Source organism: Salipiger sp. PrR002 (assembly GCF_010500775.1).
Lineage (GTDB): Bacteria > Pseudomonadota > Alphaproteobacteria > Rhodobacterales > Rhodobacteraceae > Salipiger.
The window spans coordinates 64,602-84,832 of record NZ_JAAGOU010000017.1 but is presented as its reverse complement, the minus strand read 5'-3'; the positions used below and the strand labels follow the sequence as shown (position 1 = coordinate 84,832).

Genomic DNA, 20,231 nt, shown 5'->3' with positions numbered 1-20,231 from the left:
GGCGGGCTCCTTACCAATCGGGATGCGCATCAAGGCGCGACAGCGGCGCGCGGTCGATCTCGTCGAAGATCCGGGTGAGCTGTGTCACCGCGTGATCGAGCGTCGCCTCGCCTTTTTCGGCGCTGGCGAGATGTGCCTCGCCGCAGGCTCCTGCGCTACTGAGATCCTGCGTCAGCCACGCCGGTTTTGCCGGTCCGGGCAGCGCGATCGAAGGGGTCTCCTGCGCCCAGACCTCTGCCTGAGAGGGGAAATCACGGGCCTGCGACATGTCGACGTTCGCAGGATCCAGCGTCAGCATCACCGAGGTTTCCATATCGCCCGCGTGAATGCCGTGGCGGCGTTCGCGCTCGGAATAGACCCCCTCGGGCATGCCGGCGGCGAACCAACTCAGCGCAAAGGCCATCATCTGGTGTTTCTCGCGCAGCTCGCGGGCGACGATGTCCATGGCGGGAATGTTGCCGCCGTGCCCGTTGAGCAGGACGATCTTGCGCACGCCCGAGCGCGCGACGCAGGCGCCGATCTCGGTCCATGCGCGCAGCAGCGTCTCGGCCGAAAGCGTCAGACTGCCGGGAAAGGCGCTGTGCTCATTGCTCTTGGTGATTGCTTGCGTGGGCAGGAAGACGACCGGGCTGGTCTCCGGCAGCGTCTCGGCGAGACGCGAGACCACGCCGTTCACCGTGCAGCTGTCGACCGACATGGGCAGATGCGGGCCGTGCTGTTCGATGGCGCCCAGAGGCAGCACCGCGATCAGCTTCTCGCGTTCGAGCGCGGCAAACTCGCGGCTGCTGTAATCGGCCCAGTATCGTTTCATGCGTGCCCCTTCATCTGTCTGCCCAGTGTGCTTGCCCGGTGTGCTTGCCTGCGCTGCTCTATGTCGGTTCATAGCAAGTGATCAAACCATTTGGTATGAAAATGCCGGTTGCCGCAACGGCGCAGCGGCGGCTTGGCTGTGCCATGGGCAAAAGATGCATCGAAATTGTGCAAAACCCGGGCGCGTCGCGTGGTTCCACAGGGCGGGGTGCGACAGGATCAGCCGAATCGAGCCGTGGAAAGGCTGGATGGGGCGGTACGAAGACCCATTGCTTGACTAAACTACTCAGGAAAGGCTATTGCGGGGTGACCCTATGGACCTGTCGGCCCGTGCAGGATCCTCTCCACGACGCTCCGCGGGGTTCCGGCCCAGCCCGGCCCCCACCCTTCTCCGATGCAGGCCGCCATGACCTTCATGCCTCGCATGACCTCTCAGACCCGAGCCATCCACCCACTGCGCCCCCTGCGCTGGCGGCGCTGGGGCGGTGCGATCGCCGATGTCTGGCATGTGCGGGGCGAGGCGGGCGGAGGCGGCTTCTACAGCTCTCCCGATCCGCGGCTGGTGGTTTTTCTCGGCGCTTCGGACAGCGCGCTGCGCTTGCGCACCGGCCCGGATGCGGCGTGGATGGAAGGGATCGCCGCCTTCTATATTCCAGCGGGAATGCCGCTCTGGAGCGAACTGACCGAGGGGCGGGACTATGCGCATCTGGATCTGCATCTGGAGGCGGGTCCCTTGGCGCAGCGGCTGCGCGCCCCCGGTGGCGGGTCGCAGATGGAACGCGCGCATTTCCTCTCCGGCGGCACCCGCGCTGCGGCGCTGGCGGCGATGCTGGCGGATGAGGTGCAAGCCCCTGCCCGGCCCGAGATGATGCTCGACGGGCTGCTGTCGGCCCTGCTTTGCGAAGTGCTCGACCTTGGCGTCACCGAGCAGGCCCCGCGCCGCGGCGGCCTTGCGCCGCATGTGATCCGCGATCTGCGCAGCCATGCCGTCGCCGCGCTGCACCGGCGGATCGAGGTCGCGGAACTGGCGGAACTCGCGGGCCTGTCGGAAAGCTGGCTGACCCGCGCCTTCAAGCAAAGCCTCGGCACCACCCCGCAACGCTGGCTGACGCAATTGCGGCTGGAGGCGGCGATGGCGCTGATGACCGACAGCCCCATGCCGCTTGCCGAGATCGCCGCCGAAGTGGGCTTTGCCGATCAGGCGCATCTCACCCGTGCCTTCCGCAGCGCCCATGGCGAGACGCCCGGAGCATGGCGGCGGGCGCGTTTGAGCGCGATTTCGTCAAATCACGGCGGTCTGGTTCAAGCGGGCGATGATTTCCCGAGTTAAATGCTCGGAAAATCAAAACAGACATCCGTATCTTGGGACGAGACATGACCAGCACCCCCCGCCTGTCCTTTATGGCCAGCGCCAGCCTGATCGCCATTGCCGGCGCGGCGCAGGCGCAATCCACCGCAGACCTCTTCGATCTCGGCGAGATCGTTCTTGAAGGCGAATATGATCCCTCGGACCCGGTGCCGGGCTATGTCGCAACCACCGCGCAGACCGCCACCAAGACCGGCACGCCGATCCTCGAGACACCGCAGTCGATCTCGGTGATCACCGGCGAGCAGATCGAGGATCAGGGCGCCACCACTCTGGGCGACACGCTGGGCTACACCTCGGGCCTGCTGGCGCAGCCCTATGGCACCGACCCGCGCTTCGATTCGCCGACCATCCGCGGCTTTGACGGCAGCAACGCGCAATATCTCAACGGCCTGCGGCTGCTGCGCGACTTCGGGGCGCCTGCCTTCGAGATCTATTCTCTGGAGCGTGTCGAAGTGCTGAAGGGCCCGGCCTCGGTGCTTTATGGTGCTGGCATCCCCGGCGGCGTGATCAACCAGATCCAGAAGCGCGCGCAGTTCCTCAGCTTCGGCGAGGTCGGCGTTGGTCTCGGCGATCCCAAGGCGACCGAAGGCTTCATCGATTACAACCACGCCTTCAGCGACACCTTCGCCGCCCGCGTCACCGCCGTGGCGCGCGACAGCGAGGAAGACGTCGAGGACCTGGAAAATTCCCGCAAGTACCTCGGGCTTGCCACCCGCTGGGAGCCGACCGAAGGCACCTCGCTGCAGGTCCTCGGCTCGTGGCTGAAGGACAGCCCGATCACCCCGGCCGGTGTGCCCTATGATCTGATCGGCGATGCCGACGATGAAGACCTGCGCGAGTTCTACGCGGGCGACAGCAGCGACGACGAAAGCGAGCGTGAGACGCTCAACCTCGGCTTCGAGCTAAATCAGGAACTGAGTGCAAACTGGGATCTGGACGTCAATTTCCGCTACCAGAAGTTCGACTGGGACTACACGGGCTTTTACGTCAACAACGGCGTGACCGACGGCGACACCATCACGCGCGGCGCCAATATCACCTCCGAGGACAGCTTCACCCAGAACCTCGACGCGCGGATCACCGGCACCGTCGACACCGGCCCTGTCGCGCATACGCTGCTCTTTGGCATGGACCTGCGCCGCTACGGCATCAAGGACTCCACCGGCTTTGCCTTTGCCGACGACATCAGCTTCTCGAACCCGTCGTACAATGGCGCGAACCTTTCTGATGCGTGGTACGTCGAGACCAACGACCTGACGCTCGAGCAATTCGGCATCTACGCGCAGGACGAGATGGCCTTTGGCAACTGGCGCGCATCGCTGGCGCTGCGCCACGACTGGTCCAGCCAGGAAGGCACCAGCACGATCTACAGCGCCTATGCCTCGCCGACGACCTCGAGCACCAAGATTGATCAGGACGACGAGGCCACCACTGGCCGCGCGGGTCTGAGCTATGTCTTCGCCAATGGCGTCGCGCCCTACGTCAGCTATGCCACCTCTTTTGATCCCGAGATCGGGGCGGACAACAGCGGCAACACCTACGAGCCGACCAAGGGCGAGCAGTGGGAACTAGGCGTGAAATACCAGCCGCTCGGCTTCAACGGCTTCTTCAGCGCGGCGATCTATGACCTCAAGCAGACCAACCTGCTGACCGCGACGACCGACGCAAACGGCGTGGGCGACTACAACCAGATCGGCGAGGCGCGCTCGCAGGGGCTGGAACTGGAAGGCTCGGTTGACCTCGACAACGGCTGGAACCTCCGCGGTGCCTATAGCTGGAACCTCGCCGAACAGACCGAGGGCGACAACGAGGGCAACGATCTGCCGAACGCGCCGATGCACAATGCCAGCCTCTGGGCCAACTACAGCTTTGCGCCCGATACGGTGCTGGCGGGCCTGACCGTTGGCGGTGGTGCGCGCTACATCGGCGAGCGCTACGGCGATGCGGCCAACACCTACCATATGGAAGATGTCACGCTGCTCGATCTGCAGGCGGCCTATGCGATCACCGAGGACATGCAGGTCTCGGTCAACGTCAGCAACCTGACCGACGAGGCCTATGTGGCCAACTGCGGCTCTTTCGGGTGCTACTATGGCGACGGCCGCACGGTGCAGGCGCGCCTGACCTACAAATGGTGATCCGCGCCAGCTGACACTTCGGGGCGCCGCACGACAGGTGCGGCGCCTTTTGCCGTAGAAAGACCATACCGCCTCAGGAGACAGCCGGATGCTTCGCCAGTTCTTCGCCTACTATCGCCCCCATATGCGCCTGTTCTGGCTCGACTTCGGCTCAGCCGTCGCCTCGGGCCTGCTGGAACTGGCTTTCCCGCTGGCCATCGCGGGCTTCATCGACCACCTGCTGCCGGGGGGCGACTGGACGCTGACCATTCTGGCGGCGATCGGGCTGGTGCTGGTCTATCTGGTCAACGCCGGGCTGATGATCGTGGTCACCTACTGGGGTCACAAGCTGGGCATCAACATCGAGACCGAGATGCGCAGCCGCGCCTTCGCCCATCTCACCAAGCTCAGTTGGCGTTGGTACGACCGCGCCGAGACCGGCAAGCTGGTGGCGCGGGTGACCCGCGACCTCGAAGAGATCGGCGAGGTCGCCCACCACGGCCCCGAGGACCTCTTTATCGCGATCATGACCTTCGCCGGGGCCTTTGGCCTGATGGCGTGGATCCATCTGCCGCTGGCGCTGATGACGCTGGTGATCGTGCCGGTGATGGTCTGGCTGGTGGCGGTCTACGGCGGGCGCATGACCCGCGCGTGGCAAGAGATCTATGGCAGGGTCGGCGCCTTCAACGTGCGTCTGGAAGAAAGCCTTGGCGGGATCCGGGTGGTGCAGGCCTTCTCGAACGAGCCGCATGAGCGCGCGCTTTTCGAAGAGGACAACCGGCGCTACCGCGAAACCAAGCTCGACGCGTACCGTGTCATGGCCAAGCTCACCGCCCTGCATTACGGCGGCATGCGGCTGGTGCAGGTGGTGGTGATGGTGGCGGGCGCGGGCTTCGTCTTTAACGGCTCGCTCAGCGAGGGCGGCTTTGTCGGCTTCCTGCTGCTGGTCAACGTCTTCTTCCGCCCGCTGGAGAAGATCGCCGCGGTGATGGAAACCTACCCGCGCGGCATCGCGGGCTTCCGCCGCTACACCGAACTGCTGGAAACCGAGGCCGATATCGCCGACGCGCCCGACGCGCAGGAAGCCCCGAAATTTCGCGGCGAAATCACCTTCGATCAGGTCAGCTTTGCCTATGACGGTGCGCGCGGGGTGCTGCATGATGTCTCGCTCGACATCCACCCCGGCGAGACCGTGGCGCTGGTCGGCCCGTCGGGCGCGGGCAAGTCGAGCCTGATGGCGCTGCTGCCACGGTTCTACGAACCCACTGGCGGCGAGATCCGCATCGACGGTGTGCCGGTCCACAAGATGACCCTCGCCTCGCTGCGCAGCCAGATCGGGCTGGTCTCGCAGGATGTCTTTCTGTTCGGCGGAACGCTGCGCGACAATATCGCCTACGGCAAACTCGGCGCGAGCGAAGAGGACATCCTCGCCGCCGTGGCCCATGCCCAGCTTGGCCCGCTGGTCGAGTCCCTGCCCAAAGGGCTCGATACGGTGGTGGGCGAGCGCGGCGTGATGCTGTCGGGCGGCCAGCGCCAGCGGGTGGCCATCGCGCGGGTCTTCCTGAAGAACCCGCCGATCCTGCTGCTCGACGAGGCGACCTCGGCGCTCGACCGGACAACCGAACGCGAGGTGCAGGCGGCGCTGTCTCGGCTCGCGGTCGGGCGGACCACGCTGGTCATCGCGCACCGGCTCAATACCGTGCGCGACGCGGATCATATCGTGGTGCTGGAGCGGGGCCGTGTGGTCGAGCGCGGCAAGCACGAGGCGCTGATCGAGGCGAAAGCGGCCTATTACGAACTGGCTAGCTGATCGCGAGCCCAGCAAAAAGCGCCGACCCACATGCGTGAGCCGGCGCTTTTCACGAGGGAAACCCGTTCAGAGTTTGATGTCGTCGAGCCGCTGGTCGCCCGGCAGCTTGGAACGCTCGAGGATGATCTGCGAGATCGCCCGCGCCCGCACCGGGTTCAGCGCGGCAAGGATCGGCGCGGCGTCGCGCTCGTTCATCGTGCCCAGCACCATGACCGAAACCTCGATGTCGAGATCGTCCATGATCACCGCCGCATCCTTGGGCTTCATGTTCCGGTAGAGCGCCACCAGCCGGTCCACATCCGAGGTATGCGCGGCCTTCACCTTCTCCAGCAGACCATCGAGTTCGACCTTCAGATCGGCCAGCCGCTGCTGTTCGACCTCCAGCGTCTCGGACGCGAGATCGAGCTCGGCTTCGCGGGCGTCGTTGCGCTCTTTTTGGGAGACCAGAAGCGCACGTTCTTCGCGGATCTCGGCCAGCAGTTCCTCGGGGCCGTCTTCGCATTGCAGCGGCGCGTCGCTGGCGGCGCTGACCTTGGGTTTGGCAGCGGGTTCCGGCTCTTCGCTGGCCGCAGCCGCCGCCGCGCCGACAAAGAGCGTCTGCTCGGGTTTGGGCGGCGTGTCGGTGAGCAGCGCCAGTTTCGGCTGTTCAGCCAGCGTCAGGGCGATCTTCGAGACCACCGCGACCGCAAGGCCGATCATGACGAAGGATATCGGTCGCATTGGCATCAGGCCTCGCGGTTGCGCACGGTCTCGAAGAAACCGCGCACCAGTTCGGATTTGCCCGACACAGACGCCGTGCCATTGGGGCGCGACGGCCGCTCACGGGTGGTGCGGAAGGAGGGCGCCTCGTCGCGGGACACCTCGGGTTCACGCTGCCGGCGCGCGCGCTGGTCGGCGACCTGCTCGCCCGCGCTGCGCAGGGCCGTGACCGTGCTTTCGGATTTGTCCACCGCGGCCGAGAAACTGCCGATCATCGGCTCGAGGTCCTTGAGCGCCGCCATCAGCACCCGCACCCGGCGGTCAACGACCCACGCATAGGTGAGCGTTCCGACGAGCAGCACCAGAATGGCAATGTCAATCAAGAAGGACATCTGGCAATTCCTCTTCTTCGTACAATTTATCAGAAACTTTGAGGGCGATTTTGCCGTTCTTCCGGCGCCCCACTTCGGCCTTCGCGATATCCTTGCCGATCACCGAAATGGTGACCGGGTCATCCACCTGCATCCCCAGATCGAGCACCTGCCCCGGCATCCACGACAGCACGTCGCGCAGCGGCATCACCGCCTGCCCCAGCACCGCCGAGACCGGGATCGCCGTGGTGCCCAGCTTCTCGGTGAGCTTCAGGCGCCAGCCCGTGTCGCCGCCAAGCTGGCCCCCGGTGAAGTTCTGCGACAGCACGTCGCCGACGCTGTCGAAGGCGGTGTTGGGCAGCAGGAAGACCATCTCGCTCACCCGGTCCTCGATGTTGAGGCTGAGCACCGCGCGCGCGCAGGAACTGGTCGGCGGCGCCAGAAGCAGCGCCTTGGGATTGGTCTCGAGGTGGCTGACCTCGAACTTTACGGGCGTGACCTTCTCGAAGGCCGACGAAAGCTCGCCCAGCGTCTGCTCGCAAAAGCTCTTGCCGACGCGCTTTTCGATCCCGGTGAAACTGCGGGCGCTGCGCGGGCTTTCCGGCACGGTGCGTCCGCCGAAGGTAATCTCCAGAACCGAATAGAGCAGATCGGGGCGCATGACCGCGGCGATCGTGCCGTTCCAGTCAAAGGCCTCGGTGACGGCGATCAGCGAGGGGTCGGGCAGCGCGTCGATGGCGTCCTGACAGGTCAGATAGTCGACCTGTTTGAGCGTCACATCAACCATCGCACCGAGGTAGCTTTTCAGCACCTGCGCCAGCGACAGGGCAAAGCGGTCAAAGACCACCTCGAGCATGGGCAGCCGGGTGTAAGATCGTTTCGCGCGCTCGACGATCAGTTCTTCGACCGCCCGTGTGTCGATGGTGATTTCGCTGTGCTCGGTCATTGGATGATGAGATCCGCGATGAGGAATTCCTGCGGTGCGTCGCTGCCGGTGATCGCCCGCGCCCGGCGCAGCAGCTCGGCCTTCAGCTTCGCCAGCCCGATCGAGCCCTGCAGATCGCTTTCGTTGAGCTGCCGCAGATAGTCCTGAAAGCTGTCACGCATGAAGAGTTGGCGGCTTTCGATCTTCTCGGATCCTGCGATGCGCGAGTCGTAGACGATGGCGAGGTTGAGCTTCAGGAACCGCGTGGTCTGCCGCCCGGTGGCCGTGGTCGCGGTGATGTTGACGATGATCTCTTGAAACGGCAGCACGACAATATGCTCATCGGTGCTGACGCTCTGCGCCCCGGGGCCCTGCGGCGCGCCATGCGCGTCGGTGCCGCCATGTGCCTCGTCAGGAACGGCTGCGGGGGGCTCTCCGGTGATCAGCGACATCAGCTGCCCCGGACCGGCCGAGGCCAGAAGGCCGATCAGCAGGGCCAGCGTACAGGCAAGCGCAACGGCGAGCCCGATGATGAGCTTGCCCCTCTTGGAGCCGCCGCCGGCACCATTTTCCGTTGTTGTCGCGTCAGCCATGAACCGTCATCGGCAGTGGTGGTTAATCTTGTAATATTATGGTCCGGATCTTCGCGTTAAGCAAGCAGAACCTCCGGTATAGTTCTTGATGATCAAGAACAGTTGTGTTTATTCTTGCTGTGGGTGACAGGGCAGGACAACGAGACACGTGCAGGCGCTACTGGAAAATCTGAAATCGCTGGGCTGGAAGCGCCTGTCGGTGCTGGGCGGAACGGGCCTAGCGCTTGTTGTTGCGCTGTTTTTCGGCCTGTCGGTTGCGACCACGCCCGAATATGTCTCGCTCTACCGCGATCTCAATCCGGCGGATGCGGCCCGCATCGTCGACTCACTCGACGCCGCGGGCATCCGCAGCCGCACCGACACCGCAGGCACCGCCGTCAGCGTTCCCGCCGAAGAAATGGCGCGCGCCCGTATGGAGCTTGCCTCGCTTGGCCTGCCCAGCGAGGGCACGCCGGGCTGGGAGCTCTTCGACGAGCAGAGCGGGCTCGGCATGAACAGTTTCATGCAGCGTGTGAACCGGATGCGCGCGATGGAGGGCGAGTTGGCCCGCTCGATCCAGACCATCGACGGGGTCGAGGCCGCGCGGGTTCACCTCGTGCTGCCCGAGCGCGAGCCCTTCACCCGCGAGCGCCCCACGCCGTCGGCCTCGGTGATCGTGCGCGGCTCGCGGCAGATCGGCATGAAGCAAGCCCATGCGATTCGCTCTCTGGTTGCATCCGCCGTGCCCGATCTCGCCCCGGCGCAAGTCACCGTGCTCTCGGCCTCGGGCGAGACGATCCTTGCGGATGATGGCGAGGCGGGCAGCGAGGCGTCGCTGCAATCGGCGCGGGCGCAGATCGAGGACCGGCTGAGCCAGCGCATCAATCAGATCCTCTCGGCCCGGGTCGGCGCGGGCAACGCGCGGGTCACCGTTAGTGTCGATCTCACCAGCGAACGGCAGGTCGTGCGCGAGCAAAGCTATGATCCCGATCAGCGGGTGGTGCGCTCGACCGAAACCCGAGAAGAGGTGACGCAGGACCAGCGCGCCGCAAGCGGTGAGGTCGGTGTCGCCGATGACGTGCCCGCCGCTCTGGCCGACGCGGTGCCCGGCGGCAACACCAACAGCTCGAACACCAACAATGAGATCGTCAACTACGAGATCGGCGGCAAGCAGGTCGAGACTGTGCGCGAACCCGGCGACGTCGAGCGCATGTCGGTGGCGGTGCTGGTCAACGGCATCTACAACGTGCAGCCCGACGGGTCGGTGGAATACGAAGAGCGCAGCGCCGAAGAACTGGACCGGCTCGAAGCCCTTGTGCAAAGCGCCATGGGCTTTGACGAGGCGCGCGGCGACAGCATCGAGGTGGTGAGCCTGCGCTTCATGGATTACTCGATGGACGTGGGAGAGCCGGTTTCGCGCAGCTTCACACAGATCCTGTCCGAGAATATCGGCACCATCCTGCGCGGGCTCTTTGCGCTGGCGCTTGTGGCCGCTGTGCTGATCCTCGGGGTGCGCCCGGCGCTGAACCGCCTGATGGTCGCCAACGAGGGTGAGGGCGAGGCCGCTGGCGGCCTTCCGGCCCCTGCCGCCGCCCCTGCCCTGCCGGGCGCTCAGGGCGCTCAGGGGCAGATCGGTCAGAGCAACGTCACCCACATTCATTCGGCGCAGCAGGGCGGCAATCGTGACGAGACGGTCTATCACAGCGGCACCGTGCTCGACCCGCTGCCCGACGGGTCCGACGAGATGGTGGCCGTGGCCTCGGTGCAGGGCGGCGTGCAGCGCGGCTGGATCAACACCGTGGGCGAGCTGATCGAACGTGAGCCCGAAGACGCGATCAAAGTGGTGAAGAGCTGGCTGGCAGAAGGGTCCGCGACATGAGCTTCATCTTCGACCGCAATTTCGATGCCGAGGCAGAGGCCGCCGCGCGCGGCCAGCAGATCCGCGCCGGGGCGATCTACACCCGCGCCGAATTCGACGCGGCGGTGGCCAAGGCCCATGCCGAAGGGCTCGAGGCCGGGCTGTCGCAGGGCCGCGACGAAGCCTCTCAGGCGGCGCAGCAAAGCGCCAGCGCCCGTCAGGTGAGCGCGCTCGAAGCGGTCGCTCCGGCGCTGCAGGCACTGTTTGCCGATGCCGACGCGCATCACGCCGTGCTGGAAGCGCAGATGGTTGGCTTTGCCCTGTCGGTGCTGCGGCAGGTGGCCCCTGCGGCCAGCGCGGCGCTGTCTGAGGCGGAGGCCACGCAGGAAGCCCGCAGCGCGGTGCGCATGGCGCTTGGCGCGGCGGAGCTGAAGCTGTGGTTCGCCCCCGAGGCTACGGAACGCGCCAGCGCCGAGGTGCATCGGATCGCCCGGCAGTCGGGCTTTGGCGGGCGTCTGGAAGTGAAATCCGATCCCTCTCTCGCCGCCGGTGACGTGCGGGCGGAATGGGACCACGGCGTGATGAGCTACAGTTTCAACGACATCTGTCAGCGGATCCTCGGCGCGCTCGAGGACAGCAAGGCGCGGATCGACGCTGCCATCGGGCAGGATCAGGCAGGAGAATAAGAGATGGCTGACGAGGCAGAGACCAAGCAGGAAGAGATCGGCGCCGAGGCAGCGCCCAAACCCGCGCCGGGCAAGGCGGACAGTCAGGGCATCGACGCGATGCTCAACGTCGGGCTGAATGTGCAGATCGTGCTGGGCCAGACCCGGATGCCGATCGCGCAGCTGCTCAAGCTCAGCCGGGGCTCGATCATCGAGCTCGACAAGAGCATCGGCCAGCCGGTCGAGGTGATGATCAACGAGCGCCTCGTGGCGCGCGGTGATCTGGTGCGGCTGCCGGACGACCGGCTTGGGGTCTCGCTGATCGAGATCGTCAAGGATTACGTGTCCGAAGAATGACCCAGCGATGCGGCCAGCTTGGAACGGTGCTGACCTGCCTGCTTCTGGCGGCGGGGCTGTTTCTTGCGGCTGCGGGCTCTGTGCACGCGCAATCGGCTGGCTCGGACCTTCTGGGCGCGATCGGGGATGCGCTGAGTTCCTCCCCGGCGGGCTCGGACGAGCGGGCAACGCTGTCGGGACGGATCATCCAGCTGATCGCGGCGATGACCGTACTGTCGCTGGCGCCGGGCCTTCTGGTGATCATGACCAGCTTCACCCGCTTCGTGATCGTTTTTTCCATGCTGCGCTCGGCGCTCGGCCTCAACCAGACGCCGCCCAATATGGTGCTGACCGCCATGGCGCTGTTCATGACCTTCTTTGTCATGCAGCCGGTGTTCGAGGACGCGTGGGACGGCGGCGTGCGGCCGCTGATGGAGAACTCGATCACCGAAGAGCAGGCGCTGGAGCGGATCGGCGCGCCCTTCAAGACCTTCATGTACGTCAACACGCGCGAGAAGGATCTGGCGCTGTTTCATGACTACGCCGCGCGCAGCGACGCCGGCGGCGCAGCGGTGGAGCCGGGTCCGGTGCCTACGACGCCCGAGGCGGTCGGCTGGCGCGAACTTGTCCCCTCTTTCATGATCTCTGAACTGCGGCGGGCCTTCTCGATCGGCTTTCTGATCTACCTGCCGTTTCTGGTGATTGACCTGATCGTCGCCTCTGTGCTGATGAGCGCGGGCATGATGATGCTGCCGCCGGTGCTGATCTCGCTGCCGTTCAAGGTGATCTTCTTCGTGCTGATCGACGGCTGGTACATGCTGGCCGGAAGTTTGATGGAAAGCTATTTGCCCCTCGCTGGTGGGGGATAAACCTATGATTGGAGCCTCCTGATGGCTGCTGCGAACGTGCAACGCACCACCACCTCCGACCCTGCCCCGACGCGGCGCAAGCTGTCGGGCCCGCAGAAGGCCGCGATCCTGTTCCTTTGTCTGGGCGAAAAGCGCGGCTCTGCCCTGATGCAGCAGCTCGACGACGACGAGATCCAGCGCGTGACCCGCGCCATGTCGGGCCTTGGCTCGATCTCCTCCGAGACGGTCGAGCAGGTGCTGAGCGATTTCGTCGAGGGGATGACCAACGGCGGCGGGGTCGTCGGCTCCTTCGCGGTGGCCGAGAACCTGCTCCGCTCGCTGCTGCCCGGCGATCAGGTCGAGGGCATCCTCAAGGACATCCGCGGCCCGCTCAAGGAGCGGGACCTCTGGGCGCGCTTCAGCGGGCTGTCCGAGAATGTCATCGCCAACTACCTCAAGGGCGAGCACGAACAGACCGTCGCGGCGATCCTGACCAATGTGCGCACGGATGTGACCGCGAAAGTGCTGCCGCTCCTTGGGCCGGAGAAGATGAACTCCGTGGTCGAGCGGATGATCCGCATGGAAGCGGTGCCGCACCATATGATGCGGCAGATCGAGGAGTCGCTGCAGAGCGACATCATCAACGCCGGGGCCCAGCCGACCGCGACCGAGCAGCACCAGCGGATGGCCGATCTGTTCAACAAGCTCGACCGGGGTGCCTTCGACGCGATGGCTCCCGCGCTCGAGGCCACGATCCCCGATGCGTTCATGGCCATCAAGGCCAAGATGTTCACCTTCGAAGACCTCGTGAAGCTCGAGCCGATGGATCTTGCGCGGATCATGCGCGGTGTGCCCGGCAACACGCTGCCCACCGCGCTGCGCGGTGCCAGTCAGGACGCGCGCGATGCCTTCCTCAACGCTCTGCCGGGGCGCTCGCGGGATATGCTGGTCGAAGAGATGGAGAGCATGGGGCCGGTGCGCCGCCGCGACGTGAACGCGGCGCAGACCCTGATGCTCGACTATGCGCGCCAACTGGCGGACGAGGATCAAATCCGTCTGCCGATCGGCGACGACGAAGACGAGGTTTACTGATCCGCGTCATTCCGAGAGAGCGGGTCCGGGACCAGCGCCGGGCCCGGCTTTGCGTCAGCGCAGTTTGTAGCCGCTGAACCCTTGGATGCTTTCGATGTCGATGGTCACCGGCACGAAGCTGCCCGAGCTGTTGCTTATGGTGCTGCTCATCAGCTGAACCGCTGCGTTGGTCGAGCTCAGGTCGGCGTTGGCGTCGGTGATCGCCACGTATTTCTGCACGAGGCTTTCCACGTAATCCGCATCGCCCAGCCGGTCGATGTCGATGCGCCGCGCGATCAGCGCCGCCTGTTTGTCGATATCACCGCTGGCGATCTCGTCGGGCAGGCCAAGCGCGGTGCGGACAAACTCGGCCAAATCCTCATCTGCAAGGATCTCATAGGCGCTGGTCACCTCTGCGGCCTTGCGGCGGAACTCCAGCAGCGTGCCGAGCGCCTCATTGTCGTCCGCCTTCGAGTTCACATAGGTGGTGTCCACATAGGCCGCGACGATGGTCGCCTTCCAGTCGTCGTCGACGGTGTTGAGGTTCGCCATGCCGTCTTCGCTGAAGCCCATGGCGTTGTAGAAGGTCTCGAAGCGGTCATCGGTGAGCCGGTTCACCAGCGCCTCGTCGTCTTCGATGTTGCTCTTGAGAACCTTCTCCATCATCGCCTTGCCGAAGATCTGATCCTCGAGGTCATAGGCTTTCATGACAAAGCTGTAGAGTTTGTAATCGTCCATCAGATCGTCGACGGTTTCGACGTTCTCGATGTTTTCCATGAAGTATTCGATCGCGCGCTGATGTTCCGCCTCGCTCTCGATCATCTCCTTTTCCTTGTCTTCCGTCTTGTCGATGATGCGGAGAGCAAGGCTGGTGGACAGGCCGTAAACCGAAATCATGTGGAGATCCTCGTTTGATCACCGGCCGAAACTTCGCTGCCCGGCGGCGGGCCGAGCACTTCGTCTTCGCGTTTGATCAGGGGGCGGAGCTGGCGCAGGGCGGCGAAATATTCGCTCTGGCTGACGTTGTTGGCGGCTTCGAACACATGGCTGCGCAACTCGGTGCCAAAGGCTGTGGCCAGTTTGGCCAGCTGCTGCTGCGCGGCACTGGCGAGTTTGTCGCGGCGTTCGGGATAGATCAGCGCGCTCTGGATAAGGAAATAGGCGGCGCGCACCGGAGTGGCGGCGGCCTCCGGTTTCAGAAGGTCGGTCTCACGGATGATGTCGGCGCGGTTTTCGATGGTCAGCGTGCTCTTGCGCCCGCCGTTCCGCATCATGCAGCCGTTTACGACAATCCGTTCATACGGTTTTAGCGTAAGGTTGAGCGCCATCTTGATCCACCCCTGACACGGCCGGACGCGCGGCAGAGAGCCCGGCAAGAATACTGTGGTTCACATCTATCAGGGCTGCGAGCCCCTCGCCACCTCCGATCACCGCGCCGCAGGTGCGGTCGGCCCAGAGCGAGATCGACAGAAGGTTCGCGCGCAGCGCCTCGGGCAGCGCGTTGCGGTTGCTGGACAGATCGTCGCGCAGCTGACCCCAGAGCTTGCGGTTCTGGGCGACGGCCTCGCGCAGGCCATCGGCGAGGATGGCGTGGCGTGCAGATCGGTCCTTTGCGGCGGACCAACTGTCGCGGTGCAGTTCCATGGCGCCAGTGATGCGCGAGAAGACCCGGGCTTCGATCTGGCGCGGCGACTCGCTTTCGCGGATCGTGCGTTTGTATGCGGAGATGCTCATTCCGTTCCTGCCTTTGCTCCCCCGACGATATGCGGGGTGACCTGTAAGCCGGGCCCGGTTTGTCCGATGCTCCGACGGAAAGGGGGCGCCTGTGGCGCCCCCTCATTATGCCATCAGAAGTTGTGTCACTTCCAGAGAAATTACTGGAACAGCGACAGAATATTCTGCGGCGAGGAGTTGGCGATCGACAGCGACTGCGTGGCCAGCTGTTGCTGAACCTGCAGAGCCTGAAGCCGTGCCGCTTCCTCTTCCATGTCCGCGTCGATCATCGCGCCGATGCCGCTGTCGATGTTGTCGACAACCGCCGTCAGGAATTCCTGCTGGTTCTCGATCGACTGCTCGGACTGGCCAAGCTTGGTTGCGATATCGGTGGTCAGACCCAGCACGCTTTCTGCCGAGGACAGAGCGCCGGCGAGGAAGGCCGCGCCAGTTGCCGAGTTGTCGGCGGCTGCTGCGAAGCCGGTGGCCAGCGTCTTGAAGCCGTCAACGAGGCTCGCGAGGTCATGCTCGGAGACCGAGATGGTCGTGGTGCCGAAGGTGCCACCCGCGCGGCTGATGCCGGTCACGACGTCACGCGATCCGCTGGCGGTCGTGAAGTTGGTCGAAAGGCTCAGCACGCCAGTGGTCGCCACGACGGCGGCACCGGTGATTGCGGCCGTGCCGTAGTCGCCAGCGGCCAGCATGTCGTCGCCGTTGAAGGTCGACTGGCTGAGCGTGGTTTCCATTTGCTTGACCAGCTCGTTGAGATCGTTCTCGATCTCGGTCTGGCCGCCTTCGGCGCCCTGCGCGAAGGAGATTTTGTCGAGGAACTGCTGAGCAAGGTCCTGGATCGTTTCGGCGCCGAGGCGCGCGGTGGCGACCGAGTTCTTGGTCAGGGTCAGACCTTCGTTGATCGACGAGTAGGCCGAGCTGTCGCCCTGCATGGTCTCGGAGATCGAGAAGTAGGCAGCGTTGTCTTTGCCCGACTCAACTTTGAGGCCGGTCGAGATGCGGCTTTGGGTGGACTCGAGGTCCTTGTTGATGCTGCGCAGCGTCGACAGCGCGTTCATCGCGCTTGTGTTGGTATTGATGGAAGACATTGTATCTGCTCCGATTTCTATCGTTGTTCTTCGCCTTTCTGGCGAAAACGGTCCTGCCGTGCGGTCACCGTATCACGTGAGATTGGAGCAAGGAGTTAAAGCAAAGTTAACGCTACACCGAGTGGTCGTAGCGTTGCGTCTGGGTAACGCATTGTGGCTTTTTCGAGCCATCTCTGCCATAAACACCGCGCAGACTTTGGCGTTCGCGGATCCGATCGATCTCGCGGGCCACGGCGCCGGTCGCTTCGGTCATGCGCTGCAGCAGCGACAGGTCGCTGTGAATCAGTTTGCGCAGATCTGAAAGGCGCGCGCGCAGCTTGGCCGAGGCCGCATCTTCGCCTTCCAAAAGCGCCTCGGGGTCGGCGAAGACGGTTTCGATCTCTGCCAGAAGCTCTTGCTTGCGCGGAAAGAGTTCCTCGACGCGGGCCAGTTCACCCTTGCCGATGGCGGCGATCTCATCGCGCAGCAGCCGTGCCAGCCGGTCAACGAGCGCGGTGGCGCGGGCGGGGGTCATTTCGGTCATGTGGTGCCTCCACGGCGGGCGGTTGCGTCATAGGCGGCCATCGCCTGTTCTAGGTTGCGCGCAATGCCGGCGCCGCCCTGTTCGGCCAGTTCCTTGCCGAAGGCTTCGGCGAGGAAATAGCGCCATTGCTCTTCGGCCTTGCCGCCACCGAAGTCGCCCAGATCGACCTCTTTGAGCATCTCGTCGACCATCTCGGTGAGGAACATCGCCTCAAATTCCTTGGCGGCGCTGGCCGGAGCGTCCGGCGCGATGGCGCCGGGCTGTGCGATCTGCGCGCCGGTGACCTGCAATGCGGCCATGGATGTCTTCACGTCCATTGGGTCCCTCCCCTAGATGATTTCCAAGTCGGCGTGCAGCGCGCCCGCGGCCTTGATCGCCTGCAGGATCGAGATCGTCTGCGTGGCGGTGAGGCCAATGGCATTGAGCGCATCGACGAGCCGCTGAAGGCTGACGTCAGCGCCTTCGAGAATGGTGAAATGCGCTTCCGCTTCGTCGACGCCCACGGTTGTGCGGGGCACGACGACGGTGGTGCCGCCGATGGTGATCGGGTCAGGCTGGCTGACCTCCGGGTCTTCGCGCACCATCACCGTCAGCCCGCCCTGACTGACCGCGACACGGTCGATCCGCACGTCCTCGCCGATGACGATGGTGCCCGAGCGCGCGTCGATCACCACTTTGGCGATGGCGTCAGGATCGACTCGGATGTTCTCGACGTCCGACAGGATCCCCGCGACGTCGCCCTTGCCCGCGCCATGAAGCGCCACTTCGACCGTTCCGGGATCGAGCGCCGTGGCGGTGTTGGTGCCCATGCGCTTGTTGATCGCATCGGCCATGCGCGTGGCGGTGGTGAAATCGGGATTGCGCAGCGCGAGGCGCACCGAGTCCAGCGTCGCCAGCGAGAATTCGATCTCGTTTTCCACCGTCGCGCCATTCTCGATCCGTGCGACCGTCGGCACACCTTCGACAACCGAGGCGGCCATGCCCTGTGCCGCGTAGCCAGCGACCGCGATCGGCCCTTGCGCCACGGCGTAGACCTCGCCGTCCGCGCCGGTGAGCGGGGTGACGATCAGCGTGCCGCCGCGCAGCGAGGACGCGTCGCCCAAGGACGAGACCACCACGTCGATCGGCGAGCCGAGGCGGGCGAAGGGCGGCAACATGGCGGTGACCATGACGGCGGCGGTGTTGCTGGTCTTGATCTGATCGTCCGACATGTTGCCGACGCCCAAACGCTCCAGCATCGCTTCGATGCTCTTTTCGGTGAACGGGCTGTTGCGCAGGCTGTCGCCCGTCCCGTTGAGGCCGACCACGAGCCCGTAACCGACCAATTGGTTTTCCCGCACGCCCTCGAAGGTCGCGATATCCTTGATGCGGACATCGGACGCCGCGGGAAGCGCGGCAAAGAGCGCCATGAGGGCGGCGCCAAGACAGGCTGCGATACGCATGAAACTCCCTGCGGCTGTGAAGCGGGCTGCGAAGACCGGTATATCAAGGATTAAACATCGGAACAGCGAATTCTTCAACGCTATTTTCCAAACTAATCATGCTATCCTTGTGTATTGCTTGACCAGTCGCAAATTTGTTAGCATGATCTGTGTATCCGATCATGGATAATAAGTGACCGCCGCCCACCGGGAGAGCAGTGTGCATATCTATCTTTACGAGCCACGTTCGAATTCCTTCCGCGGGCTGCTGTCCGAGCTTGATGCCGCGCATTGGCAGACGGTGGCCGTGAGCGATGATTTCTTCGAGCGAGAACTCGACCTGCTGAGCACCGATGGTTACGCCGACCGGCCGGTTTTGCTGTCAGAGCAGCCGCGCACCGTCGAGCACATCTACCGGCTGCGCAAATCCGGCTGCCGCAATCCCATCCTCGTGCTGCGCGACCAGCGCGACCCCGAGGCGGCGATGGAAGCACTGGATGCGGGCGCGGATGACGATATCGTCGGACCGCTGACCGGCCCCGAGCTGCGCTCGCGGGTCAATGCGATCACCCGGCGCTTCCATGGCCATGCTGCGGGCTCGGTGCAGATCGGCGACATCACCGCGCATTTCGATGGTCGCGACCCGGATGTGGCGGGCACCCCGATGCGCCTGTCGCAGCGCGAACTGGCGATCTTCCAACAGATCGCGCTGGCGGCGCCGCGCGTCGTTTCGAAGGCTGTAATCTATGATGCGGTTTATGGCATGTCCGAGGATCAGCCCTTCGACAAGGTGATCGACGTCTACATCTGCCGGATCCGCAAGAAGATCGAAGAGATGTCGCCCTCGGGCGATCCGCATATCCGCACGATCCGCGGCCGCGGTTACAAGCTGGCTCCGGGCGCCGAGAGCGTGCGGGAGGTCGAGACCCCCCGCCTCAGCCTCGCCGCATCAGGGCATGTAATTCAGAAAGCTCAGCTGGGATAGGCGCGCGGTGACGGTGTAGCTGGCCTCAAGCTGGGTCTGCAGCATCGTCACATTGCTCGCCGCCTCATAGGCATCCACACCATCAAGCTCCAGAAGGCGGCTCTTATACAGGGTCGCGCGGTCGGCGATGCGCTCGTTCTGCGCTTCGATCCGGGCCGAGGAGGATGACACCATGGTTTCGCTCTCCAGCAGGCCGCTGATGCCCGAGCCGAGCGTGCTGACCGACTCGGTCATCCACGCGCCATAGGCCGCATCATCCTCGATGTCGGAGGGATCCATGGTGGCCAGCATCGCCAGCCCCTTGATCACCTCGCGGAAGGCCTCGTCATTGGCCTGAACGCCGTAAGTGATACTGATGCCATCGCCGATCGAGGTGCTGGCCTGGTCGTTGCCGACCGAACCATTGTAGATCAGCGACTGGAAATTGGTGTCCGCATCGGCGGCGCTGTCGGAGAAGATCGCGTCGAACTGGGCCAGTGCCGCATCGACATCCGCGACCGACGTCAGGCCGCCCGAGAGAATGCCTTCGAACACCGCTTGCGGCGAAAGTCCGGTGTCGTCCTGAGCGGTGCTCCATTCCTGCAGCGCCGCTGCGGTGCCCGAGGTGCCCGAAAAGAGCGGCTGCCCGGCGTAGGTCTGCGAGGCCTGCGCGATCAGCGACACCAGCGCGCCCTTGGCTGCGGTCTGCAGCCCGGTGGCGGTGCCCGTCTGGCTGTCGACGCTGCTCACGGCAAGATCGAGCACCTCCTGCACCGTCTCGCGCATCGAGTTCAGCGACTGGCTGGTCATGTCCAGACGCGAGATCATCACGGTGTTCACCGAGGATTGCGCCTCATCCTTGTCGATTTGCGAATTGAGGTTGAGCGCCTCTGCGGCGCTGACCCCGAGCGACTTGTAGATGTCCGACTTGTAGCCGGTGGAAAGCTCCTGCTCGGCGCGCGCCAAATCGTTGTTGAGTTCGGCGGCCTGATTGCGGCGCAGCAGGCTGGAGTAGAGCGTCGAAGGGCCGGTGCTGAGATAGATCATGGCGGGCTCCGG

The 20,231-nt window shown here is 64.5% G+C and carries 22 protein-coding genes; 9 read left to right on the top strand and 13 right to left on the bottom strand.

The window, feature by feature from the left end:
• Window positions 1–10: 10 nt before the first annotated feature.
• A complete protein-coding gene (locus G0A00_RS16960; protein WP_164180840.1) occupies window positions 11–811 on the bottom strand; it encodes a creatininase family protein in 801 nt (266 codons plus the stop codon).
• A 405-nt stretch (window positions 812–1,216) separates the two neighbouring features.
• Here G0A00_RS16960 and G0A00_RS16955 point away from each other — a divergent pair, with 405 nt between their 5' ends.
• From G0A00_RS16955 to G0A00_RS16945, 3 genes are all read left to right on the top strand, one after another.
• Window positions 1,217–2,140 (top strand): AraC family transcriptional regulator, encoded by a 924-nt coding sequence (locus G0A00_RS16955; RefSeq protein ID WP_164180838.1) that lies wholly within the window; start codon window positions 1,217–1,219, stop codon window positions 2,138–2,140.
• A gap of 44 nt (window positions 2,141–2,184) precedes the next feature.
• A complete protein-coding gene (locus tag G0A00_RS16950) occupies window positions 2,185–4,317 on the top strand; it encodes a TonB-dependent siderophore receptor (RefSeq protein ID WP_164180836.1) in 2,133 nt (710 codons plus the stop codon).
• An 88-nt stretch (window positions 4,318–4,405) separates the two neighbouring features.
• A complete protein-coding gene (locus G0A00_RS16945; RefSeq protein ID WP_164180834.1) occupies window positions 4,406–6,106 on the top strand; it encodes an ABC transporter ATP-binding protein in 1,701 nt (566 codons plus the stop codon).
• A gap of 66 nt (window positions 6,107–6,172) precedes the next feature.
• On the opposite strand, the gene G0A00_RS16940 is transcribed toward G0A00_RS16945, so the two are convergent.
• From G0A00_RS16940 to fliL, 4 genes are read right to left on the bottom strand one after another with little or no spacing between them, the layout of a single operon-like run.
• Complete coding sequence (locus G0A00_RS16940) at window positions 6,173–6,826, bottom strand: MotE family protein (RefSeq protein WP_164180832.1); 654 nt, start codon at window positions 6,824–6,826, stop codon at window positions 6,173–6,175.
• A 5-nt stretch (window positions 6,827–6,831) separates the two neighbouring features.
• A complete protein-coding gene (locus tag G0A00_RS16935) occupies window positions 6,832–7,197 on the bottom strand; it encodes a flagellar motor switch protein (protein WP_066111174.1) in 366 nt (121 codons plus the stop codon).
• Window positions 7,181–8,122 carry a flagellar motor switch protein FliM gene (locus tag G0A00_RS16930; protein ID WP_164180830.1) on the bottom strand — a complete coding sequence of 314 codons (942 nt, stop codon included), beginning with the start codon at window positions 8,120–8,122 and terminating at the stop codon, window positions 7,181–7,183. Before G0A00_RS16930 ends, G0A00_RS16935 begins: the two co-directional genes overlap by 17 nt.
• Complete coding sequence (gene fliL / locus G0A00_RS16925) at window positions 8,119–8,694, bottom strand: flagellar basal body-associated protein FliL (RefSeq protein WP_164180828.1); 576 nt, start codon at window positions 8,692–8,694, stop codon at window positions 8,119–8,121. The genes G0A00_RS16930 and fliL overlap by 4 nt, the downstream gene beginning before the upstream one ends.
• Window positions 8,695–8,842: 148 nt before the next feature.
• Between fliL and fliF the strand changes: the two genes are divergently transcribed.
• The 5 genes from fliF to G0A00_RS16900 are packed head-to-tail and all read left to right on the top strand — an operon-like array spanning window position 8,843 to window position 13,472.
• On the top strand, window positions 8,843–10,552 hold the full coding sequence (fliF, locus tag G0A00_RS16920) for a flagellar basal-body MS-ring/collar protein FliF (protein WP_164180826.1): 1,710 nt from the start codon (window positions 8,843–8,845) through the stop codon (window positions 10,550–10,552).
• Complete coding sequence (locus G0A00_RS16915) at window positions 10,549–11,217, top strand: FliH/SctL family protein (RefSeq protein WP_164180824.1); 669 nt, start codon at window positions 10,549–10,551, stop codon at window positions 11,215–11,217. The genes fliF and G0A00_RS16915 overlap by 4 nt, the downstream gene beginning before the upstream one ends.
• 3 nt (window positions 11,218–11,220) lie before the next feature.
• Window positions 11,221–11,553: a FliM/FliN family flagellar motor switch protein gene (locus tag G0A00_RS16910; protein WP_235952986.1), complete on the top strand. Its 333-nt coding sequence runs from the start codon at window positions 11,221–11,223 to the stop codon at window positions 11,551–11,553.
• Window positions 11,550–12,401, top strand: a complete 852-nt coding sequence (fliP, locus tag G0A00_RS16905) for a flagellar type III secretion system pore protein FliP (RefSeq protein WP_164180822.1) — start codon at window positions 11,550–11,552, stop codon at window positions 12,399–12,401. Before G0A00_RS16910 ends, fliP begins: the two co-directional genes overlap by 4 nt.
• A 21-nt stretch (window positions 12,402–12,422) precedes the next feature.
• A complete protein-coding gene (locus tag G0A00_RS16900) occupies window positions 12,423–13,472 on the top strand; it encodes a flagellar motor switch protein FliG (RefSeq protein ID WP_164180820.1) in 1,050 nt (349 codons plus the stop codon).
• Window positions 13,473–13,526: 54 nt separating this feature from the next.
• Here G0A00_RS16900 and G0A00_RS16895 read toward each other — a convergent pair whose 3' ends face one another.
• From G0A00_RS16895 to G0A00_RS16865, 7 genes are all read right to left on the bottom strand, one after another.
• Window positions 13,527–14,348: a DUF1217 domain-containing protein gene (locus G0A00_RS16895; RefSeq protein WP_164180819.1), complete on the bottom strand. Its 822-nt coding sequence runs from the start codon at window positions 14,346–14,348 to the stop codon at window positions 13,527–13,529.
• Window positions 14,345–14,779 carry a flagellar biosynthesis repressor FlbT gene (locus G0A00_RS16890; RefSeq protein WP_164180818.1) on the bottom strand — a complete coding sequence of 145 codons (435 nt, stop codon included), beginning with the start codon at window positions 14,777–14,779 and terminating at the stop codon, window positions 14,345–14,347. Before G0A00_RS16890 ends, G0A00_RS16895 begins: the two co-directional genes overlap by 4 nt.
• Entirely contained in the window at window positions 14,748–15,185 is a 438-nt protein-coding gene (locus G0A00_RS16885) for a flagellar biosynthesis regulator FlaF (protein WP_066111477.1), read from the bottom strand. The genes G0A00_RS16890 and G0A00_RS16885 overlap by 32 nt, the downstream gene beginning before the upstream one ends.
• A 140-nt stretch (window positions 15,186–15,325) precedes the next feature.
• Window positions 15,326–16,264 carry a flagellin gene (locus G0A00_RS16880; RefSeq protein ID WP_164180817.1) on the bottom strand — a complete coding sequence of 313 codons (939 nt, stop codon included), beginning with the start codon at window positions 16,262–16,264 and terminating at the stop codon, window positions 15,326–15,328.
• A gap of 112 nt (window positions 16,265–16,376) precedes the next feature.
• Complete coding sequence (locus tag G0A00_RS16875; protein ID WP_164180816.1) at window positions 16,377–16,787, bottom strand: flagellar protein FlgN; 411 nt, start codon at window positions 16,785–16,787, stop codon at window positions 16,377–16,379.
• Window positions 16,784–17,104 carry a rod-binding protein gene (locus G0A00_RS16870; RefSeq protein WP_235952984.1) on the bottom strand — a complete coding sequence of 107 codons (321 nt, stop codon included), beginning with the start codon at window positions 17,102–17,104 and terminating at the stop codon, window positions 16,784–16,786. Before G0A00_RS16870 ends, G0A00_RS16875 begins: the two co-directional genes overlap by 4 nt.
• A 12-nt stretch (window positions 17,105–17,116) precedes the next feature.
• Entirely contained in the window at window positions 17,117–18,229 is a 1,113-nt protein-coding gene (locus G0A00_RS16865) for a flagellar basal body P-ring protein FlgI (protein ID WP_164180815.1), read from the bottom strand.
• Between the two features lie 199 nt (window positions 18,230–18,428).
• Between G0A00_RS16865 and G0A00_RS16860 the strand changes: the two genes are divergently transcribed.
• On the top strand, window positions 18,429–19,193 hold the full coding sequence (locus G0A00_RS16860) for a response regulator transcription factor (RefSeq protein ID WP_066111145.1): 765 nt from the start codon (window positions 18,429–18,431) through the stop codon (window positions 19,191–19,193).
• Here the strand turns inward: G0A00_RS16860 and G0A00_RS16855 are convergent.
• Complete coding sequence (locus G0A00_RS16855) at window positions 19,158–20,219, bottom strand: flagellin (protein WP_164180814.1); 1,062 nt, start codon at window positions 20,217–20,219, stop codon at window positions 19,158–19,160. The two genes, G0A00_RS16860 and G0A00_RS16855, sit on opposite strands and share 36 nt — an antisense overlap.
• Window positions 20,220–20,231: the final 12 nt, after the last annotated feature.

What these genes read in the sequence shown, in the direction of transcription:
- G0A00_RS16960 (WP_164180840.1), bottom strand. Translation starts at nt 811, where the DNA reads ATGAAACGATACTGGGCCGATTACAGCAGCCGCGAGTTTGCCGCGCTC.
- G0A00_RS16955 (WP_164180838.1), top strand. Translation starts at nt 1,217, where the DNA reads ATGACCTTCATGCCTCGCATGACCTCTCAGACCCGAGCCATCCACCCA.
- G0A00_RS16950 (WP_164180836.1), top strand. Translation starts at nt 2,185, where the DNA reads ATGACCAGCACCCCCCGCCTGTCCTTTATGGCCAGCGCCAGCCTGATC.
- G0A00_RS16945 (WP_164180834.1), top strand. Translation starts at nt 4,406, where the DNA reads ATGCTTCGCCAGTTCTTCGCCTACTATCGCCCCCATATGCGCCTGTTC.
- G0A00_RS16940 (WP_164180832.1), bottom strand. Translation starts at nt 6,826, where the DNA reads ATGCGACCGATATCCTTCGTCATGATCGGCCTTGCGGTCGCGGTGGTC.
- G0A00_RS16935 (WP_066111174.1), bottom strand. Translation starts at nt 7,197, where the DNA reads ATGTCCTTCTTGATTGACATTGCCATTCTGGTGCTGCTCGTCGGAACG.
- G0A00_RS16930 (WP_164180830.1), bottom strand. Translation starts at nt 8,122, where the DNA reads ATGACCGAGCACAGCGAAATCACCATCGACACACGGGCGGTCGAAGAA.
- fliL (WP_164180828.1), bottom strand. Translation starts at nt 8,694, where the DNA reads ATGGCTGACGCGACAACAACGGAAAATGGTGCCGGCGGCGGCTCCAAG.
- G0A00_RS16915 (WP_164180824.1), top strand. Translation starts at nt 10,549, where the DNA reads ATGAGCTTCATCTTCGACCGCAATTTCGATGCCGAGGCAGAGGCCGCC.
- G0A00_RS16910 (WP_235952986.1), top strand. Translation starts at nt 11,221, where the DNA reads ATGGCTGACGAGGCAGAGACCAAGCAGGAAGAGATCGGCGCCGAGGCA.
- fliP (WP_164180822.1), top strand. Translation starts at nt 11,550, where the DNA reads ATGACCCAGCGATGCGGCCAGCTTGGAACGGTGCTGACCTGCCTGCTT.
- G0A00_RS16900 (WP_164180820.1), top strand. Translation starts at nt 12,423, where the DNA reads ATGGCTGCTGCGAACGTGCAACGCACCACCACCTCCGACCCTGCCCCG.
- G0A00_RS16895 (WP_164180819.1), bottom strand. Translation starts at nt 14,348, where the DNA reads ATGATTTCGGTTTACGGCCTGTCCACCAGCCTTGCTCTCCGCATCATC.
- G0A00_RS16890 (WP_164180818.1), bottom strand. Translation starts at nt 14,779, where the DNA reads ATGGCGCTCAACCTTACGCTAAAACCGTATGAACGGATTGTCGTAAAC.
- G0A00_RS16885 (WP_066111477.1), bottom strand. Translation starts at nt 15,185, where the DNA reads ATGAGCATCTCCGCATACAAACGCACGATCCGCGAAAGCGAGTCGCCG.
- G0A00_RS16880 (WP_164180817.1), bottom strand. Translation starts at nt 16,264, where the DNA reads ATGTCTTCCATCAATACCAACACAAGCGCGATGAACGCGCTGTCGACG.
- G0A00_RS16875 (WP_164180816.1), bottom strand. Translation starts at nt 16,787, where the DNA reads ATGACCGAAATGACCCCCGCCCGCGCCACCGCGCTCGTTGACCGGCTG.
- G0A00_RS16870 (WP_235952984.1), bottom strand. Translation starts at nt 17,104, where the DNA reads ATGGACGTGAAGACATCCATGGCCGCATTGCAGGTCACCGGCGCGCAG.
- G0A00_RS16865 (WP_164180815.1), bottom strand. Translation starts at nt 18,229, where the DNA reads ATGCGTATCGCAGCCTGTCTTGGCGCCGCCCTCATGGCGCTCTTTGCC.
- G0A00_RS16855 (WP_164180814.1), bottom strand. Translation starts at nt 20,219, where the DNA reads ATGATCTATCTCAGCACCGGCCCTTCGACGCTCTACTCCAGCCTGCTG.